Source organism: Streptomyces sp. NPDC008317, assembly GCF_042955955.1.
Classification (GTDB): Bacteria; Actinomycetota; Actinomycetes; order Streptomycetales; family Streptomycetaceae; genus Actinacidiphila.
This window is the reverse complement of sequence record NZ_JBIBFQ010000002.1, coordinates 21,821-38,412: the sequence shown is the minus strand read 5'-3', so window position 1 is coordinate 38,412 and position 16,592 is coordinate 21,821. Positions and strand designations below refer to the sequence as shown.

18 protein-coding genes and 1 pseudogene are annotated in these 16,592 nt (G+C 72.4%); 11 read left to right on the top strand and 8 right to left on the bottom strand.

Going from position 1 to position 16,592, the window contains the following annotated elements; genetic code table 11:
- The first annotated feature begins 98 nt into the window (after positions 1 to 98).
- Together ACFY9V_RS05280 and ACFY9V_RS05275 are read left to right on the top strand one after the other, a co-directional pair.
- Entirely contained in the window at positions 99 to 992 is an 894-nt protein-coding gene (locus ACFY9V_RS05280; RefSeq protein ID WP_391159628.1) for a sterol desaturase family protein, read from the top strand.
- Positions 993 to 1,061: 69 nt separating this feature from the next.
- Positions 1,062 to 2,117, top strand: coding sequence for a zinc-dependent alcohol dehydrogenase family protein (locus ACFY9V_RS05275; protein WP_355333695.1), 1,056 nt, complete (start codon positions 1,062 to 1,064; stop codon positions 2,115 to 2,117).
- 51 nt (positions 2,118 to 2,168) lie between these two features.
- On the opposite strand, the gene ACFY9V_RS05270 is transcribed toward ACFY9V_RS05275, so the two are convergent.
- Both ACFY9V_RS05270 and ACFY9V_RS05265 read right to left on the bottom strand, forming a co-directional pair.
- A complete protein-coding gene (locus ACFY9V_RS05270; RefSeq protein WP_391159627.1) occupies positions 2,169 to 3,710 on the bottom strand; it encodes a S8 family serine peptidase in 1,542 nt (513 codons plus the stop codon).
- A gap of 143 nt (positions 3,711 to 3,853) precedes the next feature.
- Complete coding sequence (locus ACFY9V_RS05265; RefSeq protein WP_355333691.1) at positions 3,854 to 4,090, bottom strand: hypothetical protein; 237 nt, start codon at positions 4,088 to 4,090, stop codon at positions 3,854 to 3,856.
- Positions 4,091 to 4,525: 435 nt separating this feature from the next.
- Here ACFY9V_RS05265 and moaA point away from each other — a divergent pair, with 435 nt between their 5' ends.
- Positions 4,526 to 5,515, top strand: coding sequence for a GTP 3',8-cyclase MoaA (moaA, locus tag ACFY9V_RS05260; protein ID WP_355333688.1), 990 nt, complete (start codon positions 4,526 to 4,528; stop codon positions 5,513 to 5,515).
- 103 nt (positions 5,516 to 5,618) lie between these two features.
- Here the strand turns inward: moaA and ACFY9V_RS05255 are convergent, their stop codons facing one another.
- Positions 5,619 to 5,864, bottom strand: a complete 246-nt coding sequence (locus tag ACFY9V_RS05255; RefSeq protein ID WP_391044209.1) for a hypothetical protein — start codon at positions 5,862 to 5,864, stop codon at positions 5,619 to 5,621.
- Between the two features lie 146 nt (positions 5,865 to 6,010).
- On the bottom strand, positions 6,011 to 6,391 hold the full coding sequence (locus ACFY9V_RS05250) for a DUF3099 domain-containing protein (protein WP_355333686.1): 381 nt from the start codon (positions 6,389 to 6,391) through the stop codon (positions 6,011 to 6,013).
- A gap of 239 nt (positions 6,392 to 6,630) precedes the next feature.
- On the opposite strand from ACFY9V_RS05250, the gene ACFY9V_RS05245 reads away from it, so the two are divergent.
- Entirely contained in the window at positions 6,631 to 6,915 is a 285-nt protein-coding gene (locus tag ACFY9V_RS05245) for a GlsB/YeaQ/YmgE family stress response membrane protein (protein ID WP_355333683.1), read from the top strand.
- 20 nt (positions 6,916 to 6,935) lie between these two features.
- Here the strand turns inward: ACFY9V_RS05245 and ACFY9V_RS05240 are convergent.
- The 3 genes and pseudogenes from ACFY9V_RS05240 to ACFY9V_RS05230 all read right to left on the bottom strand — a co-directional run bounded on the left by ACFY9V_RS05240 (position 6,936) and on the right by ACFY9V_RS05230 (position 10,142).
- Positions 6,936 to 7,171, bottom strand: a pseudogene (locus tag ACFY9V_RS05240) (RNA 2'-phosphotransferase).
- 50 nt (positions 7,172 to 7,221) lie between these two features.
- Positions 7,222 to 8,616 (bottom strand): metallopeptidase TldD-related protein, encoded by a 1,395-nt coding sequence (locus tag ACFY9V_RS05235; RefSeq protein ID WP_355333681.1) that lies wholly within the window; start codon positions 8,614 to 8,616, stop codon positions 7,222 to 7,224.
- Positions 8,613 to 10,142: a TldD/PmbA family protein gene (locus ACFY9V_RS05230; protein WP_355333678.1), complete on the bottom strand. Its 1,530-nt coding sequence runs from the start codon at positions 10,140 to 10,142 to the stop codon at positions 8,613 to 8,615. Before ACFY9V_RS05230 ends, ACFY9V_RS05235 begins: the two co-directional genes overlap by 4 nt.
- Before the next feature lie 234 nt (positions 10,143 to 10,376).
- Here ACFY9V_RS05230 and ACFY9V_RS05225 point away from each other — a divergent pair, with 234 nt between their 5' ends.
- The 3 genes from ACFY9V_RS05225 (at position 10,377) to fabI (ending at position 12,925) form a co-directional block, all read left to right on the top strand.
- A complete protein-coding gene (locus tag ACFY9V_RS05225) occupies positions 10,377 to 11,288 on the top strand; it encodes a lytic polysaccharide monooxygenase (RefSeq protein WP_355333676.1) in 912 nt (303 codons plus the stop codon).
- Between the two features lie 121 nt (positions 11,289 to 11,409).
- Complete coding sequence (gene fabG / locus ACFY9V_RS05220; RefSeq protein WP_188281889.1) at positions 11,410 to 12,129, top strand: 3-oxoacyl-[acyl-carrier-protein] reductase; 720 nt, start codon at positions 11,410 to 11,412, stop codon at positions 12,127 to 12,129.
- A gap of 4 nt (positions 12,130 to 12,133) precedes the next feature.
- Entirely contained in the window at positions 12,134 to 12,925 is a 792-nt protein-coding gene (fabI, locus tag ACFY9V_RS05215) for an enoyl-ACP reductase FabI (RefSeq protein WP_355333673.1), read from the top strand.
- A gap of 118 nt (positions 12,926 to 13,043) precedes the next feature.
- On the opposite strand, the gene ACFY9V_RS05210 is transcribed toward fabI, so the two are convergent.
- A complete protein-coding gene (locus ACFY9V_RS05210) occupies positions 13,044 to 13,727 on the bottom strand; it encodes an FCD domain-containing protein (RefSeq protein ID WP_391044216.1) in 684 nt (227 codons plus the stop codon).
- A gap of 22 nt (positions 13,728 to 13,749) precedes the next feature.
- Between ACFY9V_RS05210 and ACFY9V_RS05205 the strand changes: the two genes are divergently transcribed.
- The 4 genes from ACFY9V_RS05205 to ACFY9V_RS05190 all read left to right on the top strand — a co-directional run bounded on the left by ACFY9V_RS05205 (position 13,750) and on the right by ACFY9V_RS05190 (position 16,537).
- Positions 13,750 to 15,198 carry a CynX/NimT family MFS transporter gene (locus ACFY9V_RS05205; protein WP_391159624.1) on the top strand — a complete coding sequence of 483 codons (1,449 nt, stop codon included), beginning with the start codon at positions 13,750 to 13,752 and terminating at the stop codon, positions 15,196 to 15,198.
- Positions 15,199 to 15,240: 42 nt separating this feature from the next.
- Positions 15,241 to 15,363: an SGM_5486 family transporter-associated protein gene (locus ACFY9V_RS05200; RefSeq protein WP_262928365.1), complete on the top strand. Its 123-nt coding sequence runs from the start codon at positions 15,241 to 15,243 to the stop codon at positions 15,361 to 15,363.
- Positions 15,364 to 15,554: 191 nt separating this feature from the next.
- Positions 15,555 to 15,884, top strand: coding sequence for a hypothetical protein (locus ACFY9V_RS05195; RefSeq protein ID WP_391159622.1), 330 nt, complete (start codon positions 15,555 to 15,557; stop codon positions 15,882 to 15,884).
- Between the two features lie 137 nt (positions 15,885 to 16,021).
- A complete protein-coding gene (locus ACFY9V_RS05190; protein ID WP_355333665.1) occupies positions 16,022 to 16,537 on the top strand; it encodes a histidine phosphatase family protein in 516 nt (171 codons plus the stop codon).
- Positions 16,538 to 16,592: the final 55 nt, after the last annotated feature.

Here is a 16,592-nt window from a genome sequence, read left to right as displayed (position 1 = left end):
GAATACGGCTCGCCACTGACAGCTACCGCCACCCGCTTTCCTTACTTGTCGGTAACAAGGTCTGGCGGGTGCCCTGTACGCGCCTTTATGGTGCGCTCATGCCCCAACTCCCCGATGTCGTGCTGTGGTCGATACCCGCCTTCGTACTGCTCACCGTCGTCGAGATGGTGAGCTACCGCTTTCACCCCGACGAGGACTCCGCCGGATACGGCACCAAGGACACCGCCGCGAGCCTGTCGATGGGTCTCGGCAGTCTGGTCACCGACGCGCTGTGGAAGATCCCGATCGTGGCGGTCTACTCCGCGCTCTACGCGGTGACCCCGCTGCGGGTGCCCGTCGAGTGGTGGACGCTGCCCCTGATACTGCTCGCGCAGGACTTCTTCTACTACTGGTCGCACCGCGGCCACCACATGATCCGCGTCCTGTGGGCCTGCCACGTCGTGCACCACTCCAGCCGGAAGTTCAACCTCTCCACGGCGCTGCGGCAGCCCTGGACCAGCCTCACCTCCTGGCCGTTCTACCTCCCGCTGATCGCCCTCGGCGTGCACCCGGCCGCCCTCGCGTTCTGCACCGCCGTCAGTCTCGTCTACCAGTTCTGGATCCACACCGAACGCGTCGGCAAGCTGCCCGCCCCGCTGGAGTTCACCCTCAACACCCCCTCGCACCACCGCGTCCACCACGCCTCGCAGGGCGGCTACCTCGACCGCAACTTCGGCGGCGTCCTCATCGTCTGGGACCGCCTCTTCCGCTCCTTCACCCCCGAGACCGACGCCCCCGTCTACGGCCTCACCAAGAACATCGCCACCTACAACCCGCTGCGGGTCGCCACCCACGAGTACGCCGCCCTCGCCCGCGACCTCCGCGCCGCCCCCACCTGGCGCGCCCGCGCCGGCTACCTCTTCCGCGGCCCCGGCTGGCGCCCCGCGGACGCGGCCGGGCCGGCCCTGACGCCCGCCGCGCCCGACCTCGCGTCCAGCCCGTCCGGGATGTGAGGACCGCGGGCCCCTGGCGTACCGTGGAGACGCCCCACCGACAACGAGCTGACCAGCGAGGACACCGCCATGCGCGCCACCGTGATCCAGGCACCCCACGACCTCAGGGTGGAGGAGGTGCCGGACGCGAGGATCCGGCGGCCCGGCGACGCGGTGGTCCGCGTGGTGCGCGCCTGCATCTGCGGAAGCGACCTGTGGGCGTACCGCGGCGAGTCGGCGCGCAAGCCCGGCCAGCGGATCGGCCACGAATTCCTCGGGGTGGTCGAGGAGACCGGCGCCGAGGTGGCGGGGCTGCGCCCCGGCGACCTGGTGGTGGCGCCCTTCGTGTGGTCGGACGGCGTGTGCGCGTACTGCGTCGAGGGCCTGACCACGTCGTGCGCGCACGGCGGCTTCTGGGGCTCGATCGGCGAGGAGGGGCAGTCCGACGGCGGCCAGGGCGAGGCCGTCCGGGTGCCGTACGCCGACGCCACGCTGGTGAAGCTGCCCGCGGCGGCGCTCAGCGACGAGCGGCTGCTGACCGCCCTGCTGTCGCTGTCCGACGTGCTGGGCACCGGCCACCACGCGGCGGTCGGCGCGGGCGTGCGGCCCGGCGCGACGGTGGCGGTGGTCGGGGACGGCGCGGTCGGCCTGTGCGGGGTCCTGGCCGCGAAGCGGCTGGGCGCCGAGCGGATCATCGCGCTCGGACGGCACACGTCGCGCACCGACATCGCGCGGGACTTCGGCGCCACCGACGTGGTCGCCGAGCGCGGCGACGAGGCCGTGGCGGCGGTACGTCAACTGACCGGCGGCCAGGGCGCGCACGCGGTGATCGAGGCGGTCGGCACCGAGCAGTCGATGCGCACCGCGGTCGGCATCACCCGCGACGGCGGCGCGATCGGCTACGTCGGCGTCCCGCACGGCAGCGGCACCGGTCTCGACCTCGGCGAGATGTTCGACCGCAACATCACCCTGCGCGGCGGCGTCGCGCCCGTCCGCACGTACATCCCGGAACTGCTCCCCGACGTGCTGGACGGCACCGTCGACCCGTCCCCGGTCTTCGACCTGACGGTCGGTCTCGAGGACGTGCCGAAGGGCTACCGCGCGATGGACGAGCGCACCGCCCTCAAGGTGCTGGTGAAGCCCTGAGGGCGGTACGCGGCCGGTAACGGCCGTGCGTGCGGGGCGTCTTGGCGGGCGTTACCGGGTGACGGCGTTCAGCGCGTCCACGATGCCGTGACCGTAGAAGCTGTTGTACGCCTTCGGCCCGGTGCAGGTGGCGTCCTGCGCGGGCCCGGTCGGGCAGCCGGGGTTGTTCGCCTCGATCTTGAGCAGCGCCTGGAGCTGCGCGGGCGAGGCGTGCGGGTGACGGCTCTTGATCAGCGCCGCGACCGCCGCCACGTGCGGGCTGGCCATCGAAGTGCCCTGGAGGTAGCCGTACGTGCCGCCGGGCAGCGTCGACAGGATGCGGCCGTTGCCGGACGGGGTGTCGGGGATCTGCCTGCTGTCGCCGCCGGGCGCGGCCACGTCGATCACGGTCAGGCCGTAACTGGAGTAGTACGACTTGAGGTTCTGGGCGCCGGTCGCGGAGACCGTCACGACGCCGGGCAGTTGGGTCGGGAGGTCGAGGCACACGTGCGGGTCGACGGTGCGGGTGACCGCGGTGGAGTCGTCCGGGCTCGATGTGTCGGTCAGGGCGTGGGAGTTGAGGTCGTCGTCGCTGTTGCCCGCGGCGGCGACGTTCAGTACGCCCTCGCGCTCGGAGTACGCGGCGGCGCGTCGCACGGCGTCCACGATGGCCCGCTGGTCGGGGTCGCTCGGGCAGTTGTAGAGCCACGGGTCGATGTAATAGCTGTTGTTGGTGACCGCGATGCCGTGGTCGGCGGCGAAGACGAAGGCGCAGACCACGCTCTCCGGGTAGAACAGCGCGGTGCCCGGCTCGCTGACCTTGATCGCCGCGATCTTCACGCCGGGCGCGACCCCGGCCACGCCGATCCCGTTGCGCGCGGCGGCGATCTCACCGGCCACGTGGGTGCCGTGGTAGTCGGCCGCCGGGTCCCAGGGGTGCCAGGCGCCCGGTGAGGTGTCGGCGACGCCGCCCACGCAACTCGCGGACTGCTTGGCGGAGAAGTTCGCCGCCAGGTCGGGGTGGGTGTCGTCCACGCCGGTGTCGATGATGCCGACGGTCACCTTGGAACTGCCCGGATTGACCCCGGCCGCCTTGTCGGCCCGGATCGCCCGCAGGTCCCACTGGTCCGCCTCAAGCGGCTCCTGGCCGGGCGCCTGGTGCGCCGAGGCGGCGGCCACCTCGGCCGCGGTCAGCGTCCGTACCCCGCCCGCCTGCGTCGTCGCGGACGGCTCGATGGCGGCGGTCCTGGTCGCGCCCGCGCTCCGTACGCCGTGGACGCGCCGCAGCGTCGCGCCGAAGTCCGGGTTGGCCGAGTGCACGACGATGACGCCTATCCGGTCGTACGCGATCACCACCTGGCCGCCTGCCCGCTCTATCGCGCGCTCCACCGACCGCTGCGTGCCGCGCCCGCCGTCGATGTTGACGACGTACGACAGCAACGGGCCGTCCGTGCGCGGCGGTTGAGAGCCGTGCGCGGCGGAGGAGGCGCCGGAGGCGGAGGAAGCGGAGGCCGGGGCGGCTCCGGGGAGTACGGCGAGGGCGGCTGCCGTCACCAGACCGAGACCGGCCGCGAGCGCGCGGCGGCGCCGGGGGAGGCCGGGAAGCGGAACCATGGGATCTCCAATCGTCCATCAACCGTGGGACGGCAGGGTCTGCCGTCCGACGTGTGCATGACGAAGGAAACTAGTGCCCAACGGCCGGTCAAAGAAGCGCAATTCCATGGATCGGTCGGAATTTCCCCGTGGCCGACGGCGGTTCAGCCATACCGGCGGCCGGATCGCAGCGCGGCGATGCTCAGCGGCGGCAGCCGGACCCGCCGCGCGTACCAGCCGGTGGGCGCGGCGGCGCCGGTTCCCGGCCGGGCGGCGGCAGGTCCCGTGAACAGGTCGGCGGGCAGGTCGGCGGGCAGCCGTACGCTCCCGTACGGCCTGCGGGCCGGGAGCTGCGGCCGGTGCGACGGGGGAGGAGGGGGCGGGGGCGGAGGTGGGGTCATCGCGGCGAGTCCTCGGCGGTCCTGGGCGGCGGTCCCCGGCCCGCGGAGCGGCGGGGGACGGTGACGGCGTGGTGGGCGCCGCCGGGCTGTCCAACGAACCGGCCGCGCCGCGGTGTCGGTGTGCGGCGCCCGGTGACCTGGTCGCAGGACACGGGCGGCCCGGCCGGGCGGCCCGGCCGGGCGTGCGGAGACGCCGGGCCGGACGGCGAGCCGACGGGACCGGACGCCGAGCCAGCGGGACGGGACGCCGAGCAGCTGTTTCAACAAACTGTTGTAAATTGGCGCCCGTCGCGTACGCTGCACCGACAGGCCCCCACCCGCCCGGCGGCCCCGCCGGGTTGTCCGTGCGACGTCATAGGGTGGAGGAACGGCGGCGCGCCGAGCGCCCGCCGCAGGAGCGACGGCGCGCGAGCGTCCAGGAGGGAGGCGGAGCCCGTGCTGATCGACACCTACGGCCGAGTGGCGACCGACCTGCGCGTCTCCCTCACCGACCGCTGCAATCTGCGCTGCACCTACTGCATGCCGGAAGAGGGCCTCCAGTGGCTGGCCAAGCCCGACCTGCTCACGGACGACGAGATCGTCCGGATGGTCGGGATCGCGGTCCACGAGCTGGGCGTCACCGATGTCCGCTTCACCGGCGGCGAGCCGCTGCTGCGGCCCGGCCTGGTCGGCATCGTCGAGCGCTGCGCCGCCCTGGAGCCGCGCCCCCGGCTGTCGCTGACCACCAACGGCATCGGCCTGCGCCGCACCGCCGACGCGCTGCGCGCCGCGGGTCTCGACCGGGTCAATGTCTCCCTCGACACCCTGCGCCCCGAGGTCTTCCACACCCTCACCCGCCGCGACCGGCACCACGACGTCGTCGCGGGCATGGCGGCGGCGGCCGACGCGGGCCTGACCCCGGTGAAGATCAACACGGTGCTGATGCGCGGTGTCAACGACGACGAGGCGCCCGACCTGCTGGCCTGGGCCGTCGAGCGGGGATACGAGCTGCGGTTCATCGAGCAGATGCCGCTGGACGCGCAGCACGGCTGGCAGCGCACCGACATGGTCACCGCCGACGAGATACTCGACCGCCTGCGGACCCGCTTCACCCTGACCCCCGAGGGCGAGACGGTCCGCGGCTCCGCGCCCGCCGAGCGCTGGCTGGTCGACGGCGGCCCGGCCACGGTCGGCGTCATCGGCTCGGTCACCCGGCCGTTCTGCCGCGCCTGCGACCGCACCCGGCTCACCGCCGACGGCCAGGTCCGCAACTGCCTGTTCGCCCGCGAGGAGTCCGACCTGCGCGGCCCGCTGCGCTCCGGCGCCGACGACGAGCGGATGGCGGAGCTGTGGCGGGCGGCGATGTGGGGCAAGAAGGCGGGCTCGGGCCTCGACGACCCGGCCTTCCTCCAGCCCGACCGCCCCATGTCGGCCATCGGCGGCTGAACCGCCGCACCCTGAGGCCGCTCGGAGAACCGCCGCACCCTGAGGCTCCTCGGAGAATCGCCGCCCCCGGAGCCCCCGGAGCCCCCGGAGCCCCGTCGCGCCGCTACCGCTCCCGCTCTCCCCGCTCCCACTCCGCCAGCGGCACGACGTCCTTCAGGAACCCGCGCATCCCCAGGAACTGCGACAGGTGCTCGCGGTGCTCGTCGCACGCCAGCCACGTCTTGCGCCGCTCCGGCGTGTGGATCTTGGGGTTGTTCCAGGCCAGCACCCACACGGCGGGGGTACGGCAGTCCTTGGCCGAGCAGATCGGCTTCTCGTTCTCGTTCACAGTGTTCCCGGCATCGCTCACGACGCCCAGTAAACAGAACCGCCGCTGGACATGGCGACGCCGGGCAGCCACGGGGGGAGCCGCCCGGCGTCGGTCCGTCGCTCCGACGGGGGATGCGGAGCGCGTACGAAGTATGTCACGCGCTCAACCGTCCGTGGAGTGGAACTTCACGATTGATCTGAGCTTTTCTTGAGGTTCGGCGGCACGGGTACCGGCACCGGCTCGCCGTAGCCCTCAGGATCGGACGGATCGCCCATTTCGAGCATCGGCCTGGCCTGCGGAAGGACGAACGACGACGGCAGCGAGGGCACGTTCTCCCGGCCCGCGTTCGCGAACACCACCGCCACGTACGGCAGCAGCAGCCCGACCACGAGCATCCCCCAGGCCAGTACCCGCTCCACGTCCCAGAGCACCACGGTGAGGATCACCGAGAGAGTACGGATCGACATCGAGATGATGTACCTGCGCTGCCGTCCGGCCACGTCCTCGGTCAGACCGGTACGCGCTCCCGTGATCTGGAAGACCTCAGGGCCGCCCTGCTTCCGCATCGCGCTCCACCACCCGCTCGCTCCGCCGGACTCTCCTGAGCACGGGTCGGCGCCCGGCCCGGCCTCACCACGGTACGCCGCGTACCGCCCGCCTTCGATAGCGGGGGCACCATCCGTGCGGCGCCGCTGTCGGGCCGTACGGCGGACGGCCCACTCGACATGCGGCGTAGCCGGAGCGGGCACAGACTGGCCGGACGAGTTCCGGGCGTACGCCGTCCGGACGCGAGGAGGCGAGTGACATGGGTTGGTTGTGGGCGATCATCGTCGGTCTGGTGCTGGGTCTGATCGCCAAGGCGATCCTCCCCGGCAAGCAGTCCCTGCCGCTGTGGCTCACCGTGATCTGCGGTATGGGCGGCAGCATTCTCGGCAACGCCGTGTCGACCTGGATCGGCGTCAACGACACCAAGGGCATCGACTGGACCCGGCACGTGCTGCAACTCATCGGCGCCGTCGTCGTCGTGGCGATCGGCGACGCCCTGTGGTCGATGTTCAAGGGCACGCGCAAGACCGCCGCACCGCGGTGACGCCCGCACCGCGGTGACGCTCAGCCCGTGGGGTGCCGCCGCAGCCACCGCGGCGGCACCCGGTCGGTCAGCCACACGCCGTTGGCGCTGATCCGGAAGACATGGCCCTCGGCGGCCAGCCCCCTGGCGTCCACCGCCAGCACCACAGGACGGCCGTGCCGTGATCCCACGCGCACGGCCGTCTCCACGTCCCGTCCACCCATCCGGCCTCGTCGAGAGTGAGGCCGACGCTCTCGGGCCGGTGCCGCAGCACCATCGACAGGAACCTGGAGATCCTGACCGCCTTCTTCTCGTCGGGCACGGGCGTCAGACCCCCTGGCTGACCGAACTCATGTTGAAGTCCGGAATCCGCAGGGCCGGGGCGGCGGCCCTGGTGAAGTAGTCGCTCCACTCGCGCGGCAGCGTCCGCTCGGTGCGGCCCGCCTCGGCGGCGCGGCCGAGCAGGTCCACCGGGGACTCGTTGAAACGGAAGTTGTTGACCTCGCCGGTCACCTCGCCGTTCTCCACCAGGTAGACGCCGTCGCGGGTGAGGCCGGTCAGCAGCAGCGTGGCCGGGTCGACCTCGCGGATGTACCACAGGCAGGTCAGCAGCAGACCGCGCTCGGTGGCCGCGACCATCTCGTCCAGCGACCGCTCGCCGCCGCCGTCCAGCACCAGGTTGTCGGCGGCGGGCGCGACCGGCAGGCCGGTCAGCCCGGCGCTGTGCCGGGTGGTGGTGAGCCGGGCGAGCGAGCCCTCGTGGATCCAGTTCACCGGCTCCACCGGCAGCCCGTTGTCGAACACCGAGGTGTCGTCGCCCGAGGAGTGCGCGATCACGAACGGCGCCGCCTCCAGGCCGGGCTCCGCCGGGTCGCTGCGCAGGGTCAGCGGCAGCGGCGACAGCTTCTCGCCGACCCGGGTCCCGCCGCCGGGCTTGCTGAAGACCGTACGGCCCTCGGCGGCGTCCCGGGCCGCGGCCGACCAGAACTGGTAGATCATCAGGTCCGCGACGGCCGACGGCGGCAGCAGCGTCTCGTACCGGCCCGCGGGCAGGTCGATCCGGCGCTCGGCCCAGACCAGCCGGCGGGCCAGGTCGGCGTCCATCGCCAGCGGGTCCACGTCGGTGAAGTCGCGGGTGGCCGCGCCCGCCCACGCCGAGCGCCTGCGGTCGGGGGACTTCGCGTTCACCTCAAGGGTGCCGGTCGGCTGGTCGTGCCGCAGCCGCAGCCCGGCCGAGGTGCCCAGATACGTCGACGTCACCGAGTGGAAGGCGAAGCCGTACAGCTCACGGCCGCCCGCCCGCGCCGTCGCGAACGCCTCGCCGAGCGCGGGCGCGAAGGACGCGAAGACGTCGGAGTTGGTCTCGGCGGGCCCGTCGGTGAAGGCCGCCGAGTGCGGCACGCCCGTCACCAGCGGCTGCGCGTCCTCGGCGGGACCGGCCTCGCGGGCCGCCGCCTCGGCCGCCCGTACCAGCGGCTCCAGCTCGTCGGCGGTCACGGCCGAGCGGGACACCACACCGGACGCGGTGCCCTCGGCGCCGTCCACGGTGGCGATCACGGTGAGGGTACGGCCGCGCGTGACGCCGTTGGTGGTCAGGGAGTTGGCCGCCCAGCGCAGATTCGCGCTGGACTCCTCCTGGGCGATCACCACGCAGCCGTCCGCGTTCGACAGCTCAAGCGCCCGTTCGACGATCTCGTGCGGCTTGGTCGTCACGCTGCTCATCGTCCGGCCTCCTGGGTGGTGTTGAGAATGCTGACGCCCCGGAAGAGGGCGGCCGGGCAGCCGTGGCTGACGGCCGCGACCTGGCCCGGCTGGGCCTTGCCGCAGTTGAAGGCACCGCCGAGCACATACGTCTGCGGGCCGCCGACGGCGTCCATCGAGCCCCAGAAGTCGGTGGTGGTGGCCTGGTAGGCGACGTCCTTGAGCTGGCCCGCGAGCCGCCCGTTCTCGATCCGGAAGAACCGCTGCCCGGTGAACTGGAAGTTGTAGCGCTGCATGTCGATGGACCACGAGCGGTCGCCGACGACGTAGATGCCGCGTTCGACGCCGCCGATCAGCTCCTCGGTCGAAGGACCGTCGGGCGCGGGCCGCAGCGAGACGTTCGCCATCCGCTGCACCGGGACATGGCCGGGGGAGTCGGCGTACGCGCAGCCGTTGGACCGCTCGAAGCCGGTGAGCTTCGCGATCCGCCGGTCGAGCTGGTAGCCGACGAGCGTGCCGTCCTTGATCAGGTCCCAGGACTGTCCCGCCACGCCCTCGTCGTCGAAGCCGACGGTGGCCAGACCGTGCTCCGCCGTACGGTCACCGGTCACATTCATCAGCGGCGAGCCGTACTTGAGCGTGCCGAGCTGGTCGAAGGTGGCGAAGGAGGTGCCCGCGTACGCCGCCTCGTACCCCAGCGCGCGGTCCAACTCCGTGGCGTGGCCGATCGATTCGTGGATCGTCAGCCACAGGTTGGACGGGTCGACCACCAGGTCGTACGCGCCCGCCTCGACCGAGGGCGCGCGCATCTTCTCGGCCAGCAGCTCCGGGATACGGGCCAGCTCCGCGTCCCAGTCCCAGCCGTGGTCCGCGCCGGTCAGATACTCCCAGCCGCGGCCGACCGGCGGCGCGAGCGTGCGCATCGAGTCGAAGTCGCCGCTGTCGCCGTCGACGGCGACAGCGGTGAGCTGCGAATGGAGGCGGACGCGCTGCTGCGTGGTCGTGGTGCCCGCGGTGTCCGCGTAGAACTTGTTCTCCTGCACGGTCATCAGCGAGGCGTCCGCGTGGTCGACCCCGTCGGCCGCCAGCAGCCGGGCGCTCCACTCCGCGAGCAGCGCCGTCTTCTCCGCGTCCGGCACGTCGAACGGGTTGATGTCATACGCCGACACCCACACCCGGTCCGCGTGCACCGGCTCGTCGGCCAGCTCCACCCGCTCCCGCGACCCCGCCGCCGCGATCACCTTCGCGGACAGCTTGGCCATCGCGACCGCCTGCGAGGCGACCTTGGCCGCCGCGTCCATCGTCAGGTCGACCCCGGAGGCGAAGCCCCAGGCCCCGCCGTGCACCACCCGTACCGCGTACCCCAGATCGGTGGTGTCGGAGGTGCCCGACGGGCGCGCGTCGCGCAGCCGCCAGGTCGCGCCGCGCACCCGCTCCAGCCGGAAATCGGCGTGGTCCGCGCCCAGCGCGCGGGCGCGGGCCAGTGCGGCGTCGGCGAGTGCCCGCAGGGGCAGCGCCAGGAATGACTGATCGACCTCATGAGGCACGACGAACTTCCCCTTCGACCGTTCGACAGGTATCCGCAGTGAATCATGTCCCGCCGACCGCCAGCGCGTGCTTTTCCGCAGGACGCGGCGTGTGCCGGGGCGGGCGGCCGGCGAATCGTCAGATGCCAATCCGTGCCGAGACCTTGAGGTTGGTCCAGACCAATCTCTATGCTCATGACGCCGCCCTCACTCCTGTCCGCTGCACCACACTCCGCACGACGAGGAGCCCCCCACATGTCAGTACGCCGTAATGCCGCCGCGGTCGGCGCGGTCGGCGCCGCCGCCTTGACGATCGCCGCGCTCACGCCGGTGACCGCCAGCGCCCACGGCGCGCTCAGCGCACCGGTCAGCCGGATCTCCGGCTGCTTCGCCGAAGGCCCCGAACACCCCCAGTCGCAGGTCTGCAAGGACCTGGTCGCCGACAGCGGCACCCAGCCGCTGTACGACTGGAACGAGGTGAACATCGCCAACGCCAACGGCCAGAGCCGCACGATCATCCCCGACGGCCACCTCTGCTCGGCCAACCGCGACAAGTACCGGGCGCTGGACTGGGCCCGCACCGACTGGCCCGCCACCGCGGTCTCGGCGGGCACCACCACCGTCAACTTCCGTGTCACCGCGCCGCACAAGGGCACGATGACGCTCTACATCACCAAGGCCGGATACGACCCGACCAAGCCGCTCAAGTGGTCCGACCTGGACGCCACCCCGATCGCCGTCTACAACACCGTCGCCTCCGCGACGAACGGCTACTACACCTTCAACGCCACCCTGCCCAGCCGCACCGGCAGGCAGCTCATCTACCAGGTGTGGCAGCGCAGTGACAGCCCCGAGGCCTTCTACGGCTGCTCCGATGTCGTCTTCGGCCAGGGGGTACAAGCGGCGGCGGTCGCCGCGCCCCAGGCGCCGACCGACCGGCAGATCGCGGCCGGCGCGTCCAAGTCCACCGTCAGCCACCACGGTCACGGCGGCGACGTCGCCGTGACATCCACCACGGCGAAGCTCGCGACCAGCGACGTGACCGACAACCGCGCGGCCACCGGCACCCTGGAGACCGCCCTGTCCGGCAGCGCCGTTCTGGCGTCGGGCGCCGTGGGACTGCTGCTCTGGAGCCGCCGCAGGGCCGCCGCCCGCGCGAACGGCTGACCCATGGTTCTGTAGGAAACCCACAGGGACCACGGGAGCAGCCTGTCGGGGCCGATTCCCCGGATCGGTGCGAGGACCGATAGCTTTTCACGGAGAAACTCACGACTGAGGGAGTGATCCGTTGAGCCGCTCGGTTCTCGTCACCGGAGGCAACCGGGGCATCGGCCTCGCCATCGCGCGTGCCTTCGCCGACGCGGGCGACAAGGTCGCCATCACCTACCGCTCGGGTGAGCCGCCCGCCGAACTGGTGGCGCTCGGCTGCCTGGCCGTCCGCTGCGACATCACCGACCCCGAGCAGGTGGAACAGGCTTACAAGGAGATCGAGGAGAAGCACGGGAACGTGGAGGTGCTGGTCGCCAACGCCGGCATCACCAAGGACCAGCTCCTCATGCGGATGTCGGAGGAGGACTTCACGTCCGTCCTCGACACCAACCTCACCGGAACCTTCCGGGTCGTGAAGCGCGCGAACCGCGGCATGCTGCGGGCCAAGAAGGGCCGCGTCGTCCTGATCTCCTCCGTGGTCGGGCTGCTGGGCTCCGCGGGACAGGCCAACTACGCGGCCTCCAAGGCGGGGCTGGTCGGATTCGCCCGCTCGCTCGCCCGTGAACTGGGCTCGCGCAACATCACCTTCAACGTCGTGGCGCCCGGTTTCGTCGACACCGACATGACCCAGGCGCTCACCGACGAGCAGCGCGAGGGCATCGTGGCGCAGGTGCCCCTCGGCCGCTACGCGAAGCCCGAGGAGATCGCCGCGACGGTGCGGTTCCTCACCTCGGACGACGCCTCGTACATCACTGGAGCCGTCATCCCCGTTGACGGCGGATTGGGCATGGGTCACTGAGAACATGAGCGGAATCCTCGACGGTAAGCGCATCCTCATCACGGGTGTGCTGATGGAGTCCTCCATCGCCTTCCACGCCGCCAAGCTGGCCCAGGAGCAGGGTGCCGAGATCATCCTGACCGCCTTCCCCCGGCCCACCCTCACCGAGCGCGTCGCCAAGAAGCTGCCCAAGCCGGTCAAGGTCATCGAGCTGGACGTGACCAACACCGAGCACCTGGAGCGTCTTGAGAAGGTGGTCCGCGAGGAGCTGGGCGGCCTCGACGGTGTCGTGCACTCCATCGGGTTCGCCCCCCAGGACGCCATGGGCGGCAACTTCCTCAACACCTCGTTCGAGTCCGTCGCGACGGCCATGCACGTCTCCGCGTTCTCGCTGAAGTCGCTCACCATGGCGTGCATGCCGCTCATGCCCGCGTACGACAGCGCCACCGGCGCGGGCGGCGGCTCGGTCGTCGGCCTCACCTTCGACGCGCAGTACACCTGGACCGGTTACGACTGGATGGGCCCGGCCAAGGCGGCACTCGAGGCCACCTCCCGCTACCTCGCCCGTGACCTCGGCCCGCGCAATGTGCGCTGCAATCTGGTCTCGGCCGGGCCGATCGGCTCGATGGCCGCCAAGTCCATCCCGAGCTTCGGCGAGCTGTCGGACACCTGGAACCACCTCTCCCCGCTGGAGTGGAACACCGCCGACCCCGAGCCCGCCGGGCGCGGTGTCGTGGCGCTGCTCTCCGACTGGTTCCCGAAGACGACCGGCGAGATCATCCACGTGGACGGCGGCCTGCACGCCGTCGGCGGCTGACCTTCCCGAGGACTGTGGCAGGGCCCCCGTACCGACCGGTGCGGGGGCTCCGCCGTGTACGGCCCCGCCAGGTCAGGCGGGTGAGGCGGGTCAGGAAGGCCATGCGGGTCAGGGCGGGTCAGGCCAGCGTCGTGCCGAAGCGGCAGTGGAAGGCGTGGTCACGGGCCTCGGCCGCGGCGCGCTCCGGGTCGGCCGCGCGGATCGCGTCGACCAGCCGCGCGTGGTCGAGATGGTCCTCGGGCCGCAGGTCGGTGCCGACGTCGGCCCGCAGGAAGTCCCGCAGCACCTCGCCGAGGTCGGCGTAGAGCGCGGTGAGCACGTCATTGTGCGAGGCGGCCACCACCGCCAGGTGCATGGTCGCGTCGGCCTCGACGAAGGACTCCGCGTCGCCCGACTCCCAGGCCCTCTCGCGCCGGTCGAGCGCCGCGTCGAGCTGCGCCAGGTCGGCGTCGGTACGGCGCTGCGCCGCCAGACCCGCGGCCGTCCCCTCCAGCGAGCCGCGCAGCTCGGCCACGTGCAGCGGGTCGGAGTCGGCGAAGCGCGCCCGCATCACCCCGGCCAGTTCGCTGGTGGCCACCACATAGGTGCCGGAGCCCTGCCGGATGTCGAGCAGACCGTTGTGGGCGAGCGCCCGCACCGCCTCGCGGACGGTGTTGCGCGCCACCCCCAGTTGCTCCACCAGCTCCGGTTCGGTGGGGATACGGGAGCCGACCGGCCAGGCGCCCGAGGTGATCTGGGCGCGGAGGCTGCCGATCGTACGGTCGGCGAGCGTGGTGTGCCTGGGCACTGGACCGAGATTCATCCCATCATTCTATGATGGGGAAATGCGTGACGACGAATCCCTCGCCCTCGACCCCGCCCGGACGCCGCAGACGGCCCCGCCGACGGCACGAACGACGGCCTCCGTGACGGCCGCGGAACCCGTACAGGACACGGGCTCCGGCCCGGTCCCGGCCACCGGCCCGACCGCCGCCCCGGCCCGGGACCGTACCGGCACCGCGCCCGCCGCCGCGCCCGCCGCCGGTCTCGCCGGGAACCCCTGGCTGCGCCGCCTCGTCGTCGCCGGTCTCGTCCTGGCCGCGCTCAACCTCCGCCCCGGCATCACCAGCCTCGGCGCCCTGCTCAAGGAGGTCCGCGACGGCCTCGGCATGAGCGGCACCATGGCGGGCCTGCTCACCTCCGTACCCTCCGCGTGCTTCGCGCTCTTCGGCTTCGCCGCCCCGAGGCTGGCCCGCCGCCACGGCCCCGGCGCCGTGATCTGCGTCGGCATGGCCGCCATCACCGCCGGGCTCGCGCTGCGCCCGCTGGCCGGGAACACCGCGATCTTCCTGGCCCTCAGCGCCCTCGCCCTCGGCGGCATCGCCGTCTCCAACGTGCTGATGCCGGTGATCGTCAAGCGCTACTTCCCCGACCGGGTCGGCGCGATGACCGGCCTGTACTCCATGGCCCTCTCCCTCGGCACCGCCCTCGCCGCCGCCGTCACCGTCCCCATGACCCACGCCATGGGCCACGGCTGGCGGCTCGGCCTCGGCGTGTGGGCCGCGCTGGCCGCCGTCGCCGTGGTGCCCTGGCTCGCGCTGGTCCGCGACCGTACGGGCGCGCCGCCCGCCACCGGCGCCCGGAAGGACGCCGCGGCCGTCAACACCGACGCGGCCCGGAAGAGTGACGCGGCGCGCGCCGCGGACGGCGGCCACGGCCGTATCACCGGCAGCCGTACCGCCTGGGCGCTCGCCTGCTTCTTCGGACTCCAGGCCACCGCCGCGTACATCACCATGGGCTGGATGCCGCAGATCTTCCGGGACGCCGGACTGTCCGCGGGCAAGGCGGGGCTGCTGCTCGCGGTCACCATGGTGATGGGCGTGCCGCTGTCCTTCGTGCTGCCGCCGCTCGCCGCCCGGATGCGGGCGCAGGGCCCGCTGGTCGTCCTGCTCGGCGCCTTCGGACTGGTCGGTTACGCGGGCCTGTGGGCCGCCCCGGCCGCCGCGCCGTGGGTGTGGGCGCTGCTGCTCGGCATCGCCAACTGCGCCTTCCCGCTGGCCCTGACGATGATCGGGATGCGGTCGCGGACCGGCGCGGGAGTCGTCCGGCTGTCCGCCTTCGCGCAGAGCACCGGCTATCTGATCTCGATCCCCGGACCGATCCTCGTCGGCACCCTCAACCAGGCCAGCGGCGGCTGGGGGCTGCCGATCGCCTTCATGATCGCGCTGATGGTGCCGCAGATCGTCTGCGGGGTGCTCGCCGGGCGGCGGCGACACATCGAGGACGAACTGTGACCCCGGTGCGGCGGCACCGCGGCCCGGTGCGAGACTGAACGCATGCCCGTACTCGAACCGAATCCCCCGCAGAGCCAGCGGCGCCTGCTGATCGTCTTCGGCCTCATGCTCGGCGTGCCCGCACTGGTCGCCATCGTCGCCACCTTCGCCGCCCGGATGGGCTGACCGCCCCCGCCCACCGGCCCGTTCGGGCCACGACCCCGAGTCCGGAGGTGGGGACAACCCCACCTTCCCTAGGGGGCCAGGGTCAGGGTCAAGTGGGTGGACGGCCGGATGGGACCGCACGGCGCCCGCCCGTAGCGTCGAAGTGCAAGCAGACAACGGCACTTCGACGGTTTTCCACGGAGGCGGTCACCGTGACCACGCAGTCCCCGCACCTCTACTCCCGGCAGTCCCGGCAGTCCCGGCCCACCGTCGAGTCCGCCACGGCCGCGGGGTCCGCCGGGGCCGAGAAGCCCGGACGCGGAAACGCGTCGTCTGCGAACGCGTCGTCCGCGAACGCGTCGTCCGGGAACGTGCAGACGAGCCTGCCGTGGTGGGCCGTCGCCCTGCCCGCGCTCGCCTTCGCCGCGCTGCTCGCCCTCCTCAGCGGCGGCACCGCGGACGCCTCGACCGCGGCCTCCTCCGGCGACCTGCTCGGCCACATCGCCTCCTCGCTGCCGGACCTCGTCCAGCGCTTGCTGTGAGCCTCACCCCTGACCTTCCGCCGCCCCCGCCCCGCCGCCCCCCGTACGGCCTCTGACCTGCGCCCCCGGCGGCCCCCGCGGCGGTGGAGATGCGCCATCCCGCGCCTGACAGCGGGTTTTCTGGAAAGCTGAAGGACATGACCGTCGATTCGACCCGCACGATCGTCCTTCTCCGCCACGCCAAGGCCGACTGGCCGTCGGTCGCCGACCACGAGCGGCCACTGGCCGACCGCGGCCGGCTGGACGCCGCTGCGGCGGGCCTCCGTTTCGCCGACGACGGCATCACCCCCGACGTGGCGCTGTGCTCCACCTCGGTCCGCACCCGCGAGACCTGGAAGCTCGCCGCCCACGAAATGCCGCACCGCCCCAAGACCGTCTACGAGGAGCGGCTCTACGAAGCCTCGCTCGGCGATCTGCTCGCGCTGCTCACCGAGACCTCGGACGAGGTCGGCTCGCTGCTGCTGATCGGCCACAACCCCGGCATGCACGCCCTCGCCGACGCGCTCGCGGGTACCGCCGAAGGCGACACCGCGGCCCGGATGACCCGCGGCTTCCCCACCGCCGCCTTCGCCGTCGTCACCTTCTCGGGCTCCTGGAAGTCCGTCGAACACGGCGTCGGCCGCCTGACCGCCTTCTGGGCGCCGCACGACTGACCGGTACGAGGCCCGCGCGGCCGGTACGAGCGCCGTAGCCGCTACGGGACGGCGC